Origin of the sequence: Vibrio agarivorans (genome assembly GCF_030409635.1) — a bacterium.
Lineage (GTDB): Bacteria > Pseudomonadota > Gammaproteobacteria > Enterobacterales > Vibrionaceae > Vibrio > Vibrio agarivorans.
In genome coordinates this window covers 1441207-1459964 of record NZ_JAUFQF010000004.1, presented here as the reverse complement: position 1 = coordinate 1459964, position 18758 = coordinate 1441207, and the positions used below count along the sequence as shown (strand labels likewise).

Annotated in this window: 21 protein-coding genes; 11 read left to right on the top strand and 10 right to left on the bottom strand. The window is 46.6% G+C overall.

The features are described from left to right. Positions 1-14 precede the first annotated feature (14 nt). Entirely contained in the window at positions 15-938 is a 924-nt protein-coding gene (xerD, locus tag QWZ05_RS15345) for a site-specific tyrosine recombinase XerD (protein ID WP_264877905.1), read from the bottom strand. Between the two features lie 123 nt (positions 939-1061). Here xerD and fldB point away from each other — a divergent pair, with 123 nt between their 5' ends. Next, on the top strand, positions 1062-1580 hold the full coding sequence (gene fldB, locus QWZ05_RS15340) for a flavodoxin FldB (RefSeq protein ID WP_290299258.1): 519 nt from the start codon (positions 1062-1064) through the stop codon (positions 1578-1580). A gap of 88 nt (positions 1581-1668) precedes the next feature. Here the strand turns inward: fldB and ampD are convergent, their stop codons facing one another. Beyond that, positions 1669-2217 carry a 1,6-anhydro-N-acetylmuramyl-L-alanine amidase AmpD gene (ampD, locus tag QWZ05_RS15335; RefSeq protein WP_290299256.1) on the bottom strand — a complete coding sequence of 183 codons (549 nt, stop codon included), beginning with the start codon at positions 2215-2217 and terminating at the stop codon, positions 1669-1671. Positions 2218-2348: 131 nt separating this feature from the next. Between ampD and nadC the strand changes: the two genes are divergently transcribed. From nadC to yacG, 8 genes are all read left to right on the top strand, one after another. After that, complete coding sequence (gene nadC, locus QWZ05_RS15330; protein ID WP_264877902.1) at positions 2349-3236, top strand: carboxylating nicotinate-nucleotide diphosphorylase; 888 nt, start codon at positions 2349-2351, stop codon at positions 3234-3236. Positions 3237-3636: 400 nt separating this feature from the next. Further along, positions 3637-4074, top strand: a complete 438-nt coding sequence (locus QWZ05_RS15325; RefSeq protein ID WP_353958894.1) for a pilin — start codon at positions 3637-3639, stop codon at positions 4072-4074. Between the two features lie 4 nt (positions 4075-4078). Beyond that, positions 4079-5761, top strand: coding sequence for a type IV-A pilus assembly ATPase PilB (gene pilB / locus QWZ05_RS15320; RefSeq protein ID WP_290300809.1), 1683 nt, complete (start codon positions 4079-4081; stop codon positions 5759-5761). Positions 5762-5837: 76 nt separating this feature from the next. Continuing rightward, complete coding sequence (locus QWZ05_RS15315; RefSeq protein WP_290299252.1) at positions 5838-7064, top strand: type II secretion system F family protein; 1227 nt, start codon at positions 5838-5840, stop codon at positions 7062-7064. Positions 7065-7166: 102 nt separating this feature from the next. Next, entirely contained in the window at positions 7167-8033 is an 867-nt protein-coding gene (locus QWZ05_RS15310) for a prepilin peptidase (RefSeq protein ID WP_290299250.1), read from the top strand. Between the two features lie 4 nt (positions 8034-8037). Then, positions 8038-8658, top strand: coding sequence for a dephospho-CoA kinase (gene coaE, locus QWZ05_RS15305; protein ID WP_264877897.1), 621 nt, complete (start codon positions 8038-8040; stop codon positions 8656-8658). A gap of 24 nt (positions 8659-8682) precedes the next feature. After that, positions 8683-9423: a cell division protein ZapD gene (gene zapD, locus QWZ05_RS15300; protein ID WP_264877896.1), complete on the top strand. Its 741-nt coding sequence runs from the start codon at positions 8683-8685 to the stop codon at positions 9421-9423. A gap of 37 nt (positions 9424-9460) precedes the next feature. After that, on the top strand, positions 9461-9658 hold the full coding sequence (gene yacG, locus QWZ05_RS15295) for a DNA gyrase inhibitor YacG (RefSeq protein ID WP_264877895.1): 198 nt from the start codon (positions 9461-9463) through the stop codon (positions 9656-9658). 179 nt (positions 9659-9837) lie between these two features. Here the strand turns inward: yacG and rplS are convergent, their stop codons facing one another. The 5 genes from rplS to ffh all read right to left on the bottom strand — a co-directional run bounded on the left by rplS (position 9838) and on the right by ffh (position 13439). Further along, positions 9838-10191, bottom strand: coding sequence for a 50S ribosomal protein L19 (gene rplS / locus QWZ05_RS15290; RefSeq protein ID WP_164649137.1), 354 nt, complete (start codon positions 10189-10191; stop codon positions 9838-9840). A 42-nt stretch (positions 10192-10233) separates the two neighbouring features. Then, on the bottom strand, positions 10234-10989 hold the full coding sequence (trmD, locus tag QWZ05_RS15285) for a tRNA (guanosine(37)-N1)-methyltransferase TrmD (RefSeq protein ID WP_264877894.1): 756 nt from the start codon (positions 10987-10989) through the stop codon (positions 10234-10236). 24 nt (positions 10990-11013) lie between these two features. Then, entirely contained in the window at positions 11014-11544 is a 531-nt protein-coding gene (rimM, locus tag QWZ05_RS15280; RefSeq protein WP_264877893.1) for a ribosome maturation factor RimM, read from the bottom strand. Between the two features lie 36 nt (positions 11545-11580). Continuing rightward, entirely contained in the window at positions 11581-11829 is a 249-nt protein-coding gene (gene rpsP / locus QWZ05_RS15275; protein ID WP_005438039.1) for a 30S ribosomal protein S16, read from the bottom strand. A gap of 218 nt (positions 11830-12047) precedes the next feature. Then, the gene (gene ffh / locus QWZ05_RS15270; RefSeq protein WP_264877892.1) at positions 12048-13439 is read right to left on the bottom strand and encodes a signal recognition particle protein; all 1392 of its coding nucleotides are present in this window, start codon (positions 13437-13439) and stop codon (positions 12048-12050) included. Positions 13440-13651: 212 nt separating this feature from the next. Here ffh and QWZ05_RS15265 point away from each other — a divergent pair, with 212 nt between their 5' ends. Beyond that, a complete protein-coding gene (locus QWZ05_RS15265) occupies positions 13652-14446 on the top strand; it encodes a cytochrome C assembly family protein (RefSeq protein WP_290299244.1) in 795 nt (264 codons plus the stop codon). Between the two features lie 81 nt (positions 14447-14527). Beyond that, entirely contained in the window at positions 14528-15808 is a 1281-nt protein-coding gene (locus tag QWZ05_RS15260) for an HlyC/CorC family transporter (protein ID WP_264877890.1), read from the top strand. Between the two features lie 121 nt (positions 15809-15929). Here the strand turns inward: QWZ05_RS15260 and luxS are convergent, their stop codons facing one another. Genes luxS through gshA form a run of 3 tightly spaced genes read right to left on the bottom strand, consistent with a single transcriptional unit; the run spans position 15930 to position 18675 of the window. Further along, entirely contained in the window at positions 15930-16448 is a 519-nt protein-coding gene (gene luxS, locus QWZ05_RS15255; protein WP_264877889.1) for an S-ribosylhomocysteine lyase, read from the bottom strand. Positions 16449-16481: 33 nt separating this feature from the next. Next, positions 16482-17099 (bottom strand): transglycosylase SLT domain-containing protein, encoded by a 618-nt coding sequence (locus QWZ05_RS15250; protein WP_264877888.1) that lies wholly within the window; start codon positions 17097-17099, stop codon positions 16482-16484. A gap of 10 nt (positions 17100-17109) precedes the next feature. Beyond that, positions 17110-18675 carry a glutamate--cysteine ligase gene (gshA, locus tag QWZ05_RS15245; RefSeq protein WP_290299242.1) on the bottom strand — a complete coding sequence of 522 codons (1566 nt, stop codon included), beginning with the start codon at positions 18673-18675 and terminating at the stop codon, positions 17110-17112. Positions 18676-18758: the final 83 nt, after the last annotated feature.

The window sequence follows — 18758 nt, the reverse complement described above, 5'->3', positions numbered from 1 at the left end:
AAAATTGATTGTCATTACGCGCGAGGATGGTGCTCACTGTGGATCTGTCTAAGACGTTCCGTCGCGACGTGTGTATATATTTGTGTGGTTGATAAGTCACTGTGACCCAACAACATCTGTACCACACGCAAGTCTGCCCCATAATTTAATAGATGCGTTGCAAAGGCGTGGCGCAGAACGTGAGGCGAGAGTTTATCTGTGTCGATTTGCGCTCTCACCGCATAGTGTTTAATACGATGCCAGAACGTCTGTCGGGTCATCTGCTTGGCACGCCGGCTGGGGAATACCACATCCGACGTTTGTTCCCCTAACAAATCAGACCGACCATTCGCTATAAAAGTTTCAATCCAATCTACCGCATTTTCACCCATAGGGACCAAACGCTCTTTGCCACCTTTACCCACAACGCGAACTACACCTTGACGCAAGCTGATGTTCTCCATTGTCAGGCTCACTAACTCAGTAACACGCAGACCCGTTGCGTACAGCAGCTCAAGCATAGCTTTATCGCGCAGCTCTAGAGGGTCATTAGGGTCTGGTGCATCAAGTAGAGCATCGACCTGTTCCTCAGAAAGATCTTTCGGCAACCTAGAGGGCAGTTTAGGACTGACAATCAATGCTGATGGGTCATCACCACGAATTTTTTCTCGATGCAGGTACTGAAACAATCGGCGAATTGCAGAGATCATTCTTGCGCGAGACGACTGTTTGTAATCCTGATCCACCAGCCACGCTTGATAGTCTTGTAGGCCCGATAAGCTAATAAAATCGAGGCGGTAGTTTTGCGCCCCCATCCACTGTAGTAGCTTCATCAGGTCATTACGATAAGACGCGAGGGTATTCTCAGATAAGCCACGCTCCATCCACATTGCATCAAGAAACTGCTCGACGATACCGTGATCTGGACTGGCTAGTTGGGTGGTGTTGTTATTGTCCACTTTTTCTCCAACAAAAAAGCATCTTAACCTTACTCTTGGCCACAGGTTAAGCGAGAGTCTGTTTGAATGCCATAAAAATGTATGCTTATATGCTGTCAGATAGAAACAACGCGAAAGTAAATAATGAAAATTGGTTTGTTTTACGGCTCAACAACTTGTTATACCGAAATGGCAGCAGAAAAGATGCGCGCAATTATCGGTGATGAACTGATCACACTACACAATGTAAAAGAAACACCGTTGTCGCAAATGAACGGCTATGATTTGCTTATACTCGGAATTTCAACTTGGGATTTCGGTGAAATCCAAGAGGACTGGAGTGCATTATGGGAGCAAATCGGTGGCGTGTCGCTAAAGGGCAAAACCGTCGCGTTATTCGGCTTAGGCGATCAAGAAGGCTATGGCGAATGGTTCCTCGATGCGATGGGCCTGCTCCACGACGAGATTAAAACCACCGGCGCAAACATCATCGGTTACTGGCCCAACCAAGGCTATGAGTTTGAAGCCTCAAAAGCCCTGACTGAAGATGGCTCTCAATTTGTTGGACTGGCACTGGATGAAGACTCTCAATACGAACTGAGTGATGAACGTATTGCAGGGTGGGTTGAGCAGGTGTTGACGGAGTATTCGGAGTCTCTATAGCCAAAACAAGAATACAGATTTCAGAGTACAGAGAAAGCCCCCCCTTCTGTATTCTGTATTCTGTATTCTGTATTCTGTATTCTGTATTCTAGCTTTCCACAATTAAGCGACGAAACTTCCCCCATTCAAACACCAACCCCGGATCGCTCTTCCTCATCGGCGCGATATATTGATGCCCAGTCAGTCGTTGTATCGTCATTTTAGGGTAACGCTGCATTAACTGTTTTGTCACTTGCGCTAAAGCCTGATATTGCGCTTCGGTGTAGGCAGTATTATCCGTGCCTTCAAGCTCGATACCGATGGAATAGTCATTGCATTTATCGCGTCCTGCGAAAGAGGACACGCCTGCATGCCACGCTCGGTCTTGAAAAGAGACGAACTGCACCACCTCCCCATCACGACGGATAAGGCAATGTGCAGAAACTTGCAACGCTGCGATATGGGCAAAAAACGGATGTTCTTGCGCGCACAGTTTGCCAGTAAAGAATTGCTCGATGTAAGGCGTACCAAACTTCCCAGGTGGTAAACTGATGTTGTGCACTACCAACAGCGAGATGTCCTCTTTATCTTCGCGTTGATTAAAGTGCGGAGACGGGACATGCCTTGCTGCGCTATACCAACCGTTTTGATCAATCATTCTTTTGCTCTAATTCCAACTGCTTTGGGTTGAGTTTACCCCGAGCATGTATTTTTCGGTATTTTTGAGCTGAATTTTTTGTCCGCTAGGCGTATCATTTGCGCCATCTTCTGTTACCAATAAGATTTGCGATGAAAAACACACACAACAGCCAAGAGCGTCTTGATTACCTTAAGCAGCAACTTCCTCAAGAGATCACCCGAGCAGTCGCAGATACCCTGCGCGAAGATTTAGGTGGTACGCTTGACGCTTCAGTGGACATTACCGCAACTCTTATTCCGGCAGACGCAATCAATACCGCGACCATCATCACCCGAGAGCATGGCGTGTTCTGTGGTCAAGCGTGGGCTGATGAAGTCTTTAAACAGCTCGGTGGCGAGGTGACCATTGAATGGCACGTGCAAGATGGCGATAAAGTAGAGCCAAACCAAACCCTGTGCACACTGACAGGTCCAGCACGCGCGCTGCTTACTGGCGAGCGCAATGCAATGAACTTCATTCAAACACTTTCAGGCTGTGCAACGACTGTTGCTGAATATGCCTCCAAACTAGAGGGCACAGATTGCCGCCTGCTAGATACGCGTAAAACCATCCCGGGCCTACGCAGCGCGTTAAAATATGCTGTCGCTTGCGGCGGCGGCTACAATCACCGTATCGGTGTATTTGATGCTTACCTCATCAAAGAAAACCACATCATTGCCTGTGGCGGCATCACCCAAGCGATCACGACCGCGAAAGAGCTTAACCCTGGTAAACCTGTTGAAGTTGAGACTGAAAGCATTGAAGAGCTACAACAAGCGATTGAAGCTGGCGCTGACATTATCATGTTAGACAACTTCACCACCGATATGATGCGTGAAGCTGTCGCTATCAATGCTGGCCGCGCAGCCCTAGAAAACTCTGGCAATGTAACACTAGAAACGATTCGTGAATTCGCTGAAACAGGCGTAGATTACATCTCGGTTGGTGCGCTAACCAAGCACTTAAAAGCGATGGACCTTTCTATGCGTTTTAAATAATCGCGTAACGTGAAACGTGGATAGATGAGAAAGCTGGCTGATTTGCCGGCTTTTTTGGTTTTTGGGGAATACAGAATACAGAATACAGAATACAGAATACAGAATACAGAATACAGATAGGCTGCCTTTAAAACGAATACTGTCAAGTACCGCCGATTCAGCCTTCTCTAAATTGATAGTTTTTTTGAATCTCAAGCCGCACACCTTCTGTACTCTGAAATCTGTATTCCGCTCTTCACCTACTCCCCTTTTTTGATCTCACTCGAATCTTCCCATTCACCATTTTCTCATTTACATCAATTTTTTGCGTCTCACTCGCGCAACACATCAACTCCGATACTCACACTTTGGCTGTGATTTTATTCTGCTAGCACTTTCGCGAATACAGATGGAGATGAAAATGAAGCGAACTAAACAGAAAGGTTTTACGTTGATTGAGTTGATGATTGTGGTGGCGATTATTGGGGTGCTGTCGGCTATAGCTATTCCTGCTTATCAAAATTACGTAAAAAAGTCTGAAGCAGCTACTGGCTTAGCTACAGCAAAATCTTTGGTAACAAATGTGGATATGTTTATTCAGGAAAAAGGCAGTTTTCCCACAAATGATTCAACTGGCTTTACGGCAGTAGGAGCCTCTACAACAATGAATAAACTAGGTACACTATCCTTTGAATCAATTAGTGGCGCCAACGGGACAATTAAATTTCAATTCAATTCTAATTCTTCAATTGAAACCGCTTTTGTCTCCTTAGCAAAAGCAAATAGCGGATGGAGTTGCAGCTTCACAACTAACAACAAGTTAGAAGCTAATGAAATACCAAAAGCATGTAAACCTTAACCAAATGACCAACCTCCCCTCAATCCTGCGCCAAGCTAGCCTAATCAGCTTGGCGCAAGAGCAACAGGTGATCGAGCATATTGGAAGCCAGGGTGTTACTGCACCACAGGCAATGCTCGATCTTCACCTGTTTGAACCCAATGAGCTGACGGATCACCTAAGTCAGATTTTTGGGTTATCAGAAGTTGCGTTAACACGCTACGATTACCTTCCCCTTTGCCAGCAACTTGGGTTGCGTGAGCTGATCACTCGCTATCAGGCTCTACCTATTGTCAGTGATGGTTTTAACTTAACGCTAGCGATTGCCGATCCGACCTGCATCGATGTCGAAGACGAGTTTCGTTTTGCCACAGGCATGCAAGTCGAGCTGGCGCTGGCAGATCATTCTGCCCTCAAAGCCACCATTCGGCGTCTCTATGGGCAATCGCTGGATAAATCAGAAAATCGCAGCAAAGAGATCAGCCAAGATGAACTGGAGCAGCTGGTTGAGCTGAGTGAAGATGAGATTGAGAACATTGAAGATCTCAGCCAAGACGAGTCACCAGTTAGTCGCTTTATCAATCAAATCTTACTTGATGCGGTGCGCAAAGGTGCGTCAGATATTCACTTTGAGCCTTATGAAGAGGCCTATCGAGTGCGCCTGCGCTGCGATGGTATTCTGGTAGAGGTACAAAAACCCTCATCACAGCTCAGTCGGCGCCTCTCTGCTCGCATCAAAATTCTTGCCAAGCTCGATATTGCGGAACGGCGCTTGCCGCAAGATGGACGTATCAAGCTGCGCCTCAACGCCCAGACCGCTATCGACATGCGTGTATCAAGCTTGCCGACATTATGGGGAGAAAAAATCGTACTGCGACTGCTTGATAGTAGCGCGGCTAGCCTAGACATCGACAAACTCGGCTATAACCCCCAGCAAAAACAGCTCTACTTGAACGCACTCAAGAAACCACAAGGTATGATCCTTATGACGGGGCCGACAGGGAGTGGGAAAACCGTCTCACTTTATACCGGCCTAAAAATACTCAATACCCCTGAAGTGAATATTTCCACCGCCGAAGACCCGGTTGAGATCAACCTCGCCGGGATCAATCAGGTTCAAGTGCAACCCAAAATCGGCTTTGGCTTTGCTCAAGCACTGCGATCTTTTCTGCGCCAAGATCCAGACATTGTGATGGTTGGGGAGATCCGCGATCTAGAAACCGCTGAGATCTCGGTCAAAGCCGCACAAACAGGGCACTTAGTTCTGTCTACGCTGCATACTAACTCTGCCGCGGAATCTATCTTTCGCTTAAGCAATATGGGGATAGAGCCGTTTAATTTGGCCTCCTCGCTTAGTCTCATAATCGCCCAGCGTCTTGCTCGGCGATTATGCGCACACTGCAAGCGGCCCCATCAAGACGCTCACACTCTGCACGCGATTGGTGTTACTGAATCGCAGGGTATTTATCAAGCAAACCCCGAAGGCTGCACCGAATGCACATCGGGCTATGCGGGGCGTGTAGGAGTTTATGAGGTGATGGCATTCAATCAAGATCTTATCAACGCACTCCTCAATCGTGCCAGCGTCTCTGAAATTGAATCGATCGCCGTGCGTCACGGCATGAACACACTCAAGCAATCCGGTATCGAAAAACTCCAGCAAGGGGTCACTAGCCTACAAGAGCTCCAACGCGTTTTATATCTCTAGCCCTCGATGCGTCACTCTGAACGCACGGAATTCACTCTGAACACACGGAAGTCGCTCTCAACATACGGAAGTCACAATGAAATCAAATCAACAGCATCAGCTCAAAAACTATCGCTGGCGTGGTATCAACAACAATGGAAAAAAAGTGTCTGGGCAAATACTGGCATTAAGTGAACTAGAGGTACGCGATAAACTCAAAGAGCAGCACATCAACATCAAGAAAGTCAAAAAAGGCAGCGTGTCATTACTGACAAAACTTACCCATCGCGTCAACACCAAAGACATCACCGTGCTCACTCGCCAACTTGCTACCATGTTGACCACTGGCGTGCCCATCGTTCAAGCACTCAAATTGGTTGCTGATAACCACCGCAAAGCCGAAATGAAGTCTATTCTGACCCAGATAAGCAAAGGGGTAGAAGCTGGCACACCGATGTCGAAGGCGATGCGAACGGCGAGCGCCCACTTTGATGCATTGTATGTTGATCTTATCGCTACCGGTGAGCAATCCGGTAATTTGGCTCAGGTATTTGAGCGCCTCGCCACCTACAGAGAAAAAAGTGAGCAACTAAGAGCAAAAGTGATCAAAGCTCTAATCTACCCTTCGATGGTGGTGCTGGTTGCACTGGGTGTCTCTTATCTGATGTTAACAATGGTGATCCCGGAATTTGAATCGATGTTTAAAGGCTTCGGCGCGGAGCTGCCTTGGTTTACCCAACAGGTTCTTTACCTTTCTCATTGGGTGCAGGCATATAGCCTGTGGATTGCCGTCTCCTGCGCGAGCCTGTTTATCGGAATGAAACTGCTAAGGCAAAAGTCCCAAGCAATAAACCTTCACACCAGTCGACTTGGGCTCAAGCTCCCAATCATCGGAGAGGTCTTGAGCAAGGCCTCAATTGCCAAGTTCAGCCGCACACTCGCCACCAGCTTTAGCGCCGGTATTCCGATACTCTCGAGTTTGAAAACGACCGCAAAAACCGCAGGCAACATGCACTATCAAGCGGCCATTGATGACGTTCACCGCGACACTGCCGCCGGAGTCCCAATGTACATTGCAATGCGCAACACCAACGCCTTTCCTGAGATGGTATTGCAAATGGTGATGATTGGCGAAGAGTCTGGCAAGTTGGACGATATGCTCAATAAAGTCGCGTCAATCTACGAGTTCGAGGTGGACAACACCGTCGACAATCTCGGCAAGATACTCGAGCCTCTGATCATCGTCTTTCTTGGGATAGTGGTGGGTGGCCTTGTAGTCGCGATGTATTTGCCGATCTTTAACCTTATGAGTGTGTTAGGATAAGTATTTCCTTGGCTACGTTAGGTGGTGTTAACGCCTAATGAGCTGCAGTGATAACAAGCTCATGAATTCGCTTGTTATGTTTCTCTGAGTTTGAGTGCAAATATGGATGTGTTTATCTATTACCCGTGGTTATTTGTCGCCTTTGCTACGGTTTTCGGTCTGATTGTCGGCAGTTTCTTAAACGTGGTTATCTACCGCCTGCCAAAAATGATGGAGCTCGATTGGCGTAAAGAGTGCGCAGAGTACTTTCCTGAATACAATATTCCCAAGCCAACCGAAACGCTGACACTCAGCAAACCAAACTCAAGCTGCCAGAACTGCAAAACGCCAATCCGTATTATTGATAATATTCCAGTTATTAGTTGGTTGTTGCTGCGTGGGCGCTGCCATAAATGCCAGAGTAAGATCAGCCCACGCTATCCGCTGATTGAATTGGCCACCGCACTATTGTGTTACTTAGTTGCAAGCCACTTTGGATTTAGTGGTTACGCCATTGCCTTGCTGTTCTTTACCTTTACCTTAGTTGCAGCCACGTTTATCGACCTCGATACTATGCTACTCCCAGACCAACTGACCTTGCCTTTGATGTGGGGAGGGATTGCTCTTGCACTATTTGAGTTCAGTCCTGTGAGCCTACAAGATAGCGTTGTGGGCGCAATGGCCGGCTACCTCTCTCTTTGGAGTGTCTACTGGGGCTTCAAGCTGCTCACTGGCAAAGAAGGCATGGGCTACGGTGACTTTAAACTGCTCGCAGCCCTTGGAGCATGGCTAGGATGGCAAGCTCTGCCTATGATCATTCTGCTCTCCTCTGTCGTTGGACTGGTTTTCGGTTTGATTCAATTGCGACTGCAGAAGCAAGGAATAGAGAAAGCGTTCCCATTTGGCCCTTATTTAGCCATCGCGGGCTGGATAGCAATGCTGTGGGGCGAACACATCTTATCTGTCTACTGGTCTTACGTTTTAGGTTAATCACATGCCATATGTTGTAGGTTTAACAGGCGGTATCGCTAGCGGTAAAACGACGGTTGCCGATCTCTTTCATCAACACTTCAATATCGACATCGTTGATGCTGACATCATTGCTCGGCAAGTCGTTGAGCCCAACACCGCAGGGCTAGGTGCCATTGTTGAGAAGTTTGGCACTGACATTTTACTCCCAGATGGCACTCTGGACAGGCGTCAGCTTCGAGAGCGTATTTTTGCCGCCCCGCATGACAAGCAGTGGCTAAACGAAACCCTACACCCATTAATTCGCGCAGAAATGGCGCATCAAGTGGCGCAGTCTCAATCAAGCTATGTTCTTTTAGTCGTGCCTTTACTGGTAGAAGGCGGTCTGCAATCTATGACCGATTGTGTACTGGTTGTGGATGTTGATGAAGAGACTCAACTTAGTCGAACGATGGAAAGGGATAAGGTCTCCCGTGAACAAGCACTTAACATTGTCAACTCTCAGGCAAATCGACAAGAAAGACTAGCTATTGCAGACGAGATCATTAAAAATAATAGTAATACTGACAGTTTATTACCGCAGATCGAGGCGTTACACGCAAAGTTTGTGGCATCGAGTAAAAACCGCCAACAAGGAACGTTGTAGACACGGTTTAATAAGGCAGATTGAATGAGCGTAACCAAGTTTGAACACCCACTAAATGAGAAGACACGCATTTACTTGCGAGTGGAATCCCTGCTCAACACGTTAACCTCATCATCCAGTTTCGAGATTCGAGATCATCATCTGCTTTTCTTTCGCTCGCTGTTTGATCTGCTTGAGATCTTCGACCAGATTCAACTAAAAAGTGAATTGGCGAAAGACTTGGAAAAACAACGTCTCACCTACAAAAGCTGGTTAAACATCGAAGGCGTCAACCAAGAGATGCTAGGCAAGATCTTAGGTGATATTGATTTAGTACACTCTGCTTTGTTATCTGCGGAACGCTTTGGTCATTCACTCAAAGAAGATCGCTTCTTGAGCACCATTCGTCAACGCTTTAACCTACCTGGTGGGGCTTGCTGTTTTGATCTACCCGCTCTGCATCACTGGCTACACTCAAGTAGCGATGAAAAACAAGCTGATGTGCAACGCTGGTTAGGGAGCTTACAGCCTCTCAAAGAGGCGCTAAATCTATGGCTAAAACTCACGCGTGAAACCGGCCAGTTCCGCAACCAGCAAGCTAACAATGGCTTCTTTCAAAGCGATGCCGAAGAAGCGAATATTTTACGCCTCACGATTCCATTGCACTACGGTGCCTACCCAATGATTTCAGGCCACAAAAACCGCTTTGCAATTAAGTTTCTCGACTTCCGTACTGGCCAGGCCATCAATCAAAACATTGCGTTCGAGCTTGCCGTTTGCAACTAAACTGAATTCATCACCCTATATCTTCAAAGAGCTTAGTATGACCAAGAAAACCACCATTGTTCCGTGCCCACAATGCGGCCAAGATGTTGAATGGGGCGAGCAAAGCCCATACCGCCCGTTTTGTAGCAAGCAATGCCAAATGATCGACTTTGGTGAATGGGCCGACGAAGAAAACAGCATTCCCGGTGCGCCAGATATGTCAGATGCCGATGGTTGGTCGGAGGATCAGTACTAGAGGGAGGTTGAAGGTTGAAGGTTGAAGGTTGAAATCATCTTTCATTTTCATGCGAATAACACCATTAGAACTGCAATATTAGCCACTCACATATTCTGTATTTAAAATACATATTCCTTATCGCATAAAAAAACGGAGGCCTGATGGCCTCCGTTTTTATGAGAACGCTATAAATAGCATTACTTCTTAGCAAGTTTCTCTTTGATACGAGCTGACTTACCAGAACGCTCACGTAGGTAGTACAACTTGGCACGACGTACTGCACCACGGCGTTTAACTTCAATGCTATCAACCATTGGAGAGTGAGTTTGGAACGTACGCTCAACACCTTCACCGTTCGAGATTTTACGAACTGTGAATGCTGAGTGAAGGCCACGGTTACGAATAGCGATTACAACGCCTTCGAACGCCTGTAGACGCTCACGGTCACCTTCTTTAACTTTAACTTGAACTACTACAGTGTCACCAGGTGCGAATGTAGGTAGGTCTTGCTTCATTTGCTCTTGCTCAAGAGCTTTGATGATGTTACTCATTTTCTTTAATTCCTAGAATAAACTGATACTAATTTAAATAGGTTACTGACTGCTTTGCTGAGAACGATACTCTTTGATGAACTCAACCAGCAGTTGTTCCTGTTCGTCAGTCAGAGCTAGGTTTTCCAGGAGCTCTGGTCTTCTTAGCCAAGTACGGCCTAACGACTGCTTGAGTCGCCAGCGACGAATGTCCTTATGGTTTCCAGACTTAAGTACCGCAGGTACGTCTTGTCCATCTAACACTTCAGGACGTGTGTAGTGAGGGCAATCCAGTAAACCATTCGCAAAAGAGTCTTCTTCTGCTGACGCGAAGTCTCCCAGTACGTCCGGTACAAACCTTGATACTGAATCAATCAACGTCATGGCTGGAATCTCACCACCCGTCATCACAAAATCACCAATTGACCATTCTTCGTCAACCTCAGATTGAATGATGCGTTCATCTACCCCTTCATAGCGACCACAAATAAGAAGCAAGTTCTTGTTTGTAGCCAACTCTTCAACTCCTTGCTGGTCGAGCTTACGACCTTGAGGAGAAAGGTAAATGACTTTCGTCTTACCCGGTGCGGCCTGTTTTGCTGCATGAATGGCATCGCGCAAAGGCTGTACCATCATCAACATACCCGGTCCACCACCGTAAGGTCTATCATCAACAGTGCGATGCTTATCGTGAGTGAAATCGCGAGGATTCCATGTCTCAATCGATAAGAGACCTTTTTTAACCGCTTGACCTGTTACTCCATAGTCAGTAACACTGCGGAACATTTCAGGAAACAGGCTAATTACGCCAACCCACATGCTCTATCGCCTTATTACTTGGAGCTAGAATCCAGGATCCCAGTCAACTTCGATCCGTTGAGCTGCGCGATCAACTTTAATGATCACTTGCTCTTCAAGGAACGGGATTAATCGTTCCTTTTGTCCGAAAGCATCTTTCAGATTCGCTTTTACAACCAGAACATCATTCGAGCCCGTTTCTAGGATGTCTGAAACGACACCTAGGTCGTAACCTTTTGTGGTTACTACTTGCATACCGAACAATTCACGCCAGTAGAATTCATCTTCTGACAGCTCAGGAAGTACCGCGGGGTCAATAGCAATTTCAAAGTTCGTCATTAGATGCGCGTCTTCACGAATATCTAGACCTTCCAGCTTAGCCACCATACCTTTGTTATGGCGCTTCCAGCTTTCTACTTTGTACTCAACCCACTCACCCTTTTGTTTAATAAACCAAGGGCTGTAATCGAAAATACTTTCAGATTCATCTGTGAAAGAGAAAACTTTAAGCCAGCCACGAATGCCATAGGTAGCACCAAACTTGCCTACAACAATTTTTTCGTCTTGCTTGCTCATTGTTTCTTTACCTTCCATCGATTTTAAGCTGTTCAATTAAGCCGCTTTTTGAGCGTCTTTAACTAGCTTAGCAACGCGGTCAGAAAGAGATGCGCCTTGACCAACCCAGTGGTTAACGCGATCTAGGTCTAGACGTAGACCTTCTTCTTGACCTTTAGCAGTTGGGTTGAAGAAACCAACTTTCTCGATGAAACGGCCAGTTGCTGCGTTACGGCTGTCCGCAACTACGATTTGATAGAATGGACGCTTCTTAGCGCCGTGACGTGCCAAACGAATGGTTACCATGTCGTCCTCTTTGCTTTTTCAAAAATAAAATTAACCCCAAAAACCGCTCTTTAAAAAACAGTATGGGGTCTCGTGCCAAAATAAAGCTCCGGAATTTTACTCTTATTCCAGATCAATGCAAGGTGTTTAGCTATTTTTTCACCAACATAAAACCAGAGTTTAGTTTGTGACCTAGCTAACACCTTGAAAATAAATATGCTGAAAGGTTTATGGTTGGATTAGCGACCAAATGGATTGAAGCCGCCGCCTCCGCCCATACCACCCATTCCGCCCATCATGCCTTGCATGTTGCGCATCATGCCTTTCATGCCACCCTTCTGCATTTTCTTCATCATCTTCTGCATCTGAGTGAACTGCTTGAGCAGTTTGTTCACGTCTTGCACCTGCGTGCCTGAGCCCGCAGCAATACGCTTCTTACGTGAACCCTTGATAAGCTCTGGACGTTGACGCTCTTTCATCGTCATAGAGTTAATGATGGCTTCCATCTGCTTAAACATCTTGTCATCGACTTGATCTTTGACGTTATCAGGTAGGTTCCCCATACCCGGCAACTTATCCATCATGCCCATCATGCCGCCCATGTTTTGCATCTGGCCAAGCTGCTCACGGAAGTCTTCAAGGTCAAAGCCTTTCTTCTCTTTGAACTTCTTCGCCAGTTTCTCTGCTTTTTCTTGGTCGACATTCTTTTGCAGGTCTTCAATCAGTGACAGTACGTCACCCATGCCAAGAATACGTGAAGCGATACGATCTGGATGGAACGGTTCTAGTGCGTCAGTTTTTTCACCCACACCCAAGAACTTGATTGGCTTGCCAGTAATGTGACGAACAGAAAGCGCAGCACCGCCACGCGCATCACCATCAACCTTGGTCAGGATAACACCGGTCAGTGGTAGCGTATCGCCGAAGGCTTTTGCTGTGTTTGCCGCATCTTGACCCGTCATTGCATCAACAACGAAGAGCGTTTCTACCGGAGTGATAGCTTGGTGAAGATCTTTGATCTCCGCCATCATCTCTTCATCAACCGCAAGACGACCCGCAGTATCGACAAGTAGCACGTCATAGAATTTCTTCTTCGCATGGTCGATAGCAGCGTTAGCGATATCAATCGGCTTTTGGTCAGCTGACGAAGGGAAGAAATCAACACCAATATCACCCGCTAGGGTTTCAAGCTGTTTGATTGCCGCTGGACGGTAAACGTCAGCAGAAACAACCAGAACTTTCTTCTTATCACGCTCTTTAAGAAGCTTAGACAGCTTGCCGACACTGGTGGTTTTACCCGCACCCTGTAGGCCCGCCATGAGGATAACTGCAGGTGGCTGAGCTGCGAGATTGAGTTCCTCATTCGACTCACCCATCACCGCTTCTAGCTCACGCTGAACGATCTTAATGAACTCTTGGCCAGGAGTCAGAGATTTAGAAACCTCTACACCTACCGCGCCTTCTTTTACACGCTTGATGAAATCGCGTACCACTGGCAATGCGACATCAGCCTCAAGCAACGCCATACGCACTTCGCGCAGGGTTTCTTTAATATTGTCTTCGGTCAGTCGACCTTTGCCGCTGATGTTTTTCAGCGTCTTGGATAAACGATCCGTTAAATTATCAAACATCTTTCTCTCTTCGCTTTTGTGCGATCATTACTATGAGTATACCTTAGCCAACCTCGGCTTCACACCCTTGCGACCGGATCGGTGTCTAAATCACTCAATAATCAGCAAGATTGCTGATAGCCCCAAAGAGGGATGCACGTTATACTACTGACATTCAAGTAAGAATACGCTTTGCGGTTCTAACCAAGACGCTCAGAGAATACTCTAGAATAATGGACCAAATCATCGCTCTTGCTGCAGCTCTTTTTTACGCTGCTGCCATCGCCACCATCATTCCCGGACTGATCCAACAAACGGGAATCCGCTCAAAAGCAGTGTTTATCAGCGCTGTATCTGCTTTGGTGCTTCACGGATGGCTATTGAGTGACTTGATTCTCGATGGTTCTGGGCAAAACCTTCGTATCCTAAACGTCGCTTCCCTAATCAGTTTCATTGTTACCTTTGCACTGAGCCTTTCAATGCTTAAGATTCGAGTGTGGTTCTTGCTACCCGTAGCTTATGGGTTTGCCATTATCAATCTGCTCGCTTCAGCCTTCTTGCCCGGCTCTTTTATTACCCACCTAGAGCATGCGCCAAGTTTGTTAATTCATATTTCTTTAGCTTTGTTCGCCTATTCTACGCTGACAATTGGGGCCTTATATGCCCTTCAGCTAGCGTGGCTGGATCAAAAGCTGAAGAAAAAGAAAGCACTCGCGATTAACCCTAACCTGCCTCCTTTGATGTTAGTTGAGCGACAGCTGTTTAAGATCATTACGGTGGGCACCGTTTTACTGACTCTGACACTAATGACAGGGTATGGGTTTGTCTATGACATGTTCGCTCAAGGCAAAGCTCACAAAGCTGTTCTCTCGTTTATCGCTTGGATTGTCTATGTTGTGCTGTTATGGGGACATTACCGCCAAGGCTGGCGTGGTAAGAAAATCACTTGGTTTGCTCTCGCTGGTGCCGCCCTTCTCACTCTTGCTTATTTTGGTAGCCGCTTTGTAAAAGAGATCATCCTCACTTAACAGGATGACAATCGAAACTTGACACTCTGGGAAGAGTTGGACATAAATTAACCAAAACTGTAATTAAGGACACCTAACACATTGGACGACATATCGACTGGCATTTTGTTCGCCATACTCGCCGCCCTAATTGTTATATCAGGATACTTTTCAGGTTCAGAGACAGGGATGATGTCTCTCAACCGCTACCGCCTTAGGCACTTAGCAAAGTCAGGCCATAAAGGAGCAAAACGTGTAGAGAAGCTTCTTAGTCGCCCCGATCGCCTTATCGGTCTTATCTTGATCGGTAACAACCTTGTCAATATTCTTGCTTCAGCTATCGCTACTGTTATTGGCCTTCGACTCTATGGTGATGTCGGCGTTGCCATTGCGACAGGTTTGCTCACACTAGTTGTATTGGTTTTTGCCGAAGTCACACCTAAAACAATCGCGGCGATTCACCCAGAGCGCGTCTCGTACGCAAGCAGCATTTTACTTTCTCTACTGATGAAGCTGCTCTCGCCGCTGGTCATTTTGGTGAACTTTATTACCAACGGGTTTATTCGCCTGCTTGGCTTCAATGCGTCACACACGGTTGAGGACCACCTCAGCACTGAGGAGTTGCGAACGGTCGTCGCAGAAGCGGGCAGCATGATCCCACGCCGCCACCAAGACATGTTGGTATCGATTCTTGACCTTGAGCACGTGACGGTAAATGACTTGATGATCCCACGTAATGAAATTACGGGTATCGATATCAATGACGACTGGAAGTCTATCGTACGTCAGCTGACTCACTCACCACATGGTCGAATCGTACTGTATCGTGATCAGATTGATGAAGTGGTTGGTATGCTAAGCCTGCGTCAAGCCTATCGCTTAATGCTAGAAAAAAATGAGTTCAACAAAGAGACTTTACTCCGCTCAGCGGATGAAATCTACTTTATCCCTGAAGCAACACCACTCAATGTTCAGCTACTCAAGTTCCAGCGCAACAAAGAGCGTATTGGCCTGATTGTGGATGAGTATGGTGACATCGTGGGTCTTATCACCTTAGAAGACATTCTCGAAGAAATTGTGGGGGAGTTTACCACCTCGATAGCCCCTAGCCTTTCTGATGAGATCACCCCGCAGCAAGATGGTAGCTTTGTGATTGAAGGTAGTGCGAATATTCGTGACATCAACAAAGGTCTTAAGTGGACTCTACCTACTGATGGTCCTCGCACGTTGAATGGGCTTATTCTCGAGCATTTAGAAGATATTCCGCAAAGCCAGGTGAGTGTACGCGTCTCAGGCATGCTGATGGAAATCATCGAAGTTGATGAAAACAAGATAAAGTTGGTAAAGGTTTACCCACCCAAAACACAAAAGAAAGCCTCTTAGTCAAACTGAGCGTGGGTCGAGTAAAACCCCATTATAAAAAGGGCGTGTCATTATTTATGACACGCCCTTATTCTGTTTGACTTTCTTCTATTCGAATGTCTTCAATTCAAGATGGCGAAGATTAGTCAACCTTCAACTCTTGGAGCATCGACTCTGGTAGTGCCAACTCATCATTCTTATTCACACTGATACCAGCATCAAGAATTGCTGTTGCAATAGCTTTTGCGTCATCTAGTGAATGCATCGCTGCAGTACCACACTGATATTCGTTCAGCTCAGGGATCTTGTTTTGGCTTTCTACCTTCAACACATCCTGCATTGATGCTGTCCACGCAGCAGCAACATCTGCCTCAGTTGGCGTGCCGATTAAGCTCATGTAGAAGCCAGTGCGGCATCCCATTGGAGAGATATCAATAATCTCTACTGAATCACCATTAAGGTGCGCACGCATAAAGCCCGCGTAGAGGTGCTCTAGAGTATGGATCCCTTTTTCCGATAGGATATCTTTGTTCGGAGCTGTAAAGCGCAAGTCAAAAACGGTAATCGTATCACCCTTTGGCGTTTGCATGGTTTTCGCAACACGCACAGCTGGCGCATTCATGCGAGTGTGGTCAACGGTAAAACTATCTAGTAAAGGCATCCTGTTTCTCTCACTAATCTATTGTTTGTTCGTTTAGAAAAACCACCAGCGGCGGCCTCTCTCTAATTCATCTCGGCACTGCTTGAGTTGCCATCCATAGTCTTTGGCTTGTTGCTCAACATTGCGCGCAACCTTGATCAGCCAAGGTTTAGAGCTATAGGTTTTTCGCTTATAACCACCCCGGCCTTCATGATAGGCAAGGTATTGATTATATGGGTCCCATAATGACACACCGAGCTGACGGCGTGTCTCACTCGTGTACCAACCAATAAACATCATCGAGTCGCCATAGTTGGTACGAGAACCACCGTGTTTGGTCGCAGATTGAAAGTCAGACCAAGCAGGGTCTTGAGCCTGAGCGTAACCATAAGCTGTGCTAGAGCGCCCCCATGGGATAAAACCTAAAATGTACTTCTTAGGCGGTCTTGCATCATGACGAAAACTACTCTCTTGCTTCATAAACGCCATAGCAACGTTTATCGGGGTCCCCCACTTCTCTTCCATTTTCACTGCATCTTTATACCAACTCGAGTGTTCGCGAAAGATCTCACAGATATTATTTTGATTTGAAGGTGGTGGCGTCGCACATCCTGCTAAAACAGTAAGTGCGACTACGCTAAGTAATCCCTTACTCGCAGTGGTTCGTTTCATCCCTAACCTTTTATTTTAAATAGTCAAAGTACTGATTAAGATACTCATCAAATGTTAAGGTGTCTTGATTTTCCGTCTGCTTTTGTGCACTGATCGAGCGTTCAACTTCCGCTTCCATCTCTTGCTGCGAATAGAACTGATAGTTATGGCTCAAGTGGGTCTGCTTAAACCCTTTGCCAAGCTCTTTACCTACCGCACCAATACCGCCAGCTTGCTTGGTCTTCTCAAGTAACTGACCCGAGATAGTAAGCTCTGGGTTATCAATCCACTGAGACAACTTGTCACACACTTTCTGGTATTCGGTACCGCCCTGCGCATTGTCCATTTGCACAGCAATTTGGCGTAACTCTACAAAGACTCGCTTAGCCCACTCTTGTAGCGTTAGAACCTCACCTTGGCAGCCAATAGTCAGCTCAAGACCCACTTTACGACCATCAGTAATAACCTTGTTCCAGTTCTCTCGCCAACACGTCAACTCACAGTCGTCCATAGGGTCAGAGTCTGTTAACGCTGTCCAAGTTAGGAACAGGTCAAGGAAACGAACCTGATCTTCATCGATGCCGACAGGGCTAAACGGGTTAACGTCCAATGAACGTACTTCTATGTACTCGACCCCACCACGCTCTAGAGCTTCTGACGGTTTCTCACCACTACGTGCCACTCGCTTTGGACGAATAGGTGCATAAAGCTCGTTTTCAATTTGCAGCACATTACTGTTCAGCTGACGGTATTCACCATCCACTTTGACTCCGATTTCAGCAAACTCTTCCGATGGCGTTTTTATCGCTTTGTTTAAGCCTTCAAGGTACTGCTCTAGGCTATTAAAACCAATACGCAATACACTCTGTGCGCTGTTGGTATAACCCAAATCGCTCAGACGTAATGACGTTGCGTTTGGTAAGAATAGAGTTTCACCGATATTTTCAAACGGCAGCTTGGTGTCACGCCCCTGAATAAATGAAGAGCACAACGCTGGCGACGCACCAAAGAAGTAAGGAATTAACCAGCCAAATCGGTAGTAGTTACGAATCACGCCAAAGTACGCCTCTGACTTGCTCACTTCACGCTCTTGTTCACTCTGCTCACCATAAAGAGCATCCCAAAACGTTTCAGGGAATGAGAAGTTAAAGTGCACACCCGAAATGATCTGCATCAAGCTGCCATAGCGGCGCTTCAAGCCTTCACGATACAAGGTTTTCATACGTCCAGAGTTAGAGGTGCCATATTGTGCCAACTCGATGTTGTCTTCGCTGGAAACAAAGCATGGCATCGATAGAGGCCACATTGACTCGTCATTCAACTTGGTTTGTGTGAAATGATGAACGTCTTTTAGCTGAGCCATCAGATCATCAACCGAATGGCTTACAGGAGTAATAAACTCCAACAACGACTCTGCAAAGTCAGTCGTGATCCACTGATTTGAATAGGCAGAACCGAGTGATGAGGGATGAGAGCTTTGTGCTAAAGATCCATCTTCCTGATAGCGCAGGGTTTCGCGCTCGACACCTCGAGTGTAGTCATTGAATACTTGGGTGTGCTGGGTGATTCGCTCCAAGCGGGCAACAAAATTAGTCAAAACACAATCACTTATTGTTGGGTTTGCGCCTTTATATCGAAATACAGATATAGAGATAAGGCAGCAATCGGGACGAGCCTTCC

What these genes read in the sequence shown, in the direction of transcription:
- ampD (WP_290299256.1), bottom strand. Translation starts at nt 2,217, where the DNA reads ATGATTGATCAAAACGGTTGGTATAGCGCAGCAAGGCATGTCCCGTCT.
- fldB (WP_290299258.1), top strand. Translation starts at nt 1,062, where the DNA reads ATGAAAATTGGTTTGTTTTACGGCTCAACAACTTGTTATACCGAAATG.
- coaE (WP_264877897.1), top strand. Translation starts at nt 8,038, where the DNA reads ATGCCATATGTTGTAGGTTTAACAGGCGGTATCGCTAGCGGTAAAACG.
- rimM (WP_264877893.1), bottom strand. Translation starts at nt 11,544, where the DNA reads ATGAGCAAGCAAGACGAAAAAATTGTTGTAGGCAAGTTTGGTGCTACC.
- trmD (WP_264877894.1), bottom strand. Translation starts at nt 10,989, where the DNA reads ATGTGGGTTGGCGTAATTAGCCTGTTTCCTGAAATGTTCCGCAGTGTT.
- QWZ05_RS15310 (WP_290299250.1), top strand. Translation starts at nt 7,167, where the DNA reads ATGGATGTGTTTATCTATTACCCGTGGTTATTTGTCGCCTTTGCTACG.
- zapD (WP_264877896.1), top strand. Translation starts at nt 8,683, where the DNA reads ATGAGCGTAACCAAGTTTGAACACCCACTAAATGAGAAGACACGCATT.
- rplS (WP_164649137.1), bottom strand. Translation starts at nt 10,191, where the DNA reads ATGAGTAACATCATCAAAGCTCTTGAGCAAGAGCAAATGAAGCAAGAC.
- yacG (WP_264877895.1), top strand. Translation starts at nt 9,461, where the DNA reads ATGACCAAGAAAACCACCATTGTTCCGTGCCCACAATGCGGCCAAGAT.
- luxS (WP_264877889.1), bottom strand. Translation starts at nt 16,448, where the DNA reads ATGCCTTTACTAGATAGTTTTACCGTTGACCACACTCGCATGAATGCG.
- pilB (WP_290300809.1), top strand. Translation starts at nt 4,079, where the DNA reads ATGACCAACCTCCCCTCAATCCTGCGCCAAGCTAGCCTAATCAGCTTG.
- ffh (WP_264877892.1), bottom strand. Translation starts at nt 13,439, where the DNA reads ATGTTTGATAATTTAACGGATCGTTTATCCAAGACGCTGAAAAACATC.
- QWZ05_RS15265 (WP_290299244.1), top strand. Translation starts at nt 13,652, where the DNA reads ATGGACCAAATCATCGCTCTTGCTGCAGCTCTTTTTTACGCTGCTGCC.
- nadC (WP_264877902.1), top strand. Translation starts at nt 2,349, where the DNA reads ATGAAAAACACACACAACAGCCAAGAGCGTCTTGATTACCTTAAGCAG.
- QWZ05_RS15315 (WP_290299252.1), top strand. Translation starts at nt 5,838, where the DNA reads ATGAAATCAAATCAACAGCATCAGCTCAAAAACTATCGCTGGCGTGGT.
- rpsP (WP_005438039.1), bottom strand. Translation starts at nt 11,829, where the DNA reads ATGGTAACCATTCGTTTGGCACGTCACGGCGCTAAGAAGCGTCCATTC.
- QWZ05_RS15250 (WP_264877888.1), bottom strand. Translation starts at nt 17,099, where the DNA reads ATGAAACGAACCACTGCGAGTAAGGGATTACTTAGCGTAGTCGCACTT.
- QWZ05_RS15325 (WP_353958894.1), top strand. Translation starts at nt 3,637, where the DNA reads ATGAAGCGAACTAAACAGAAAGGTTTTACGTTGATTGAGTTGATGATT.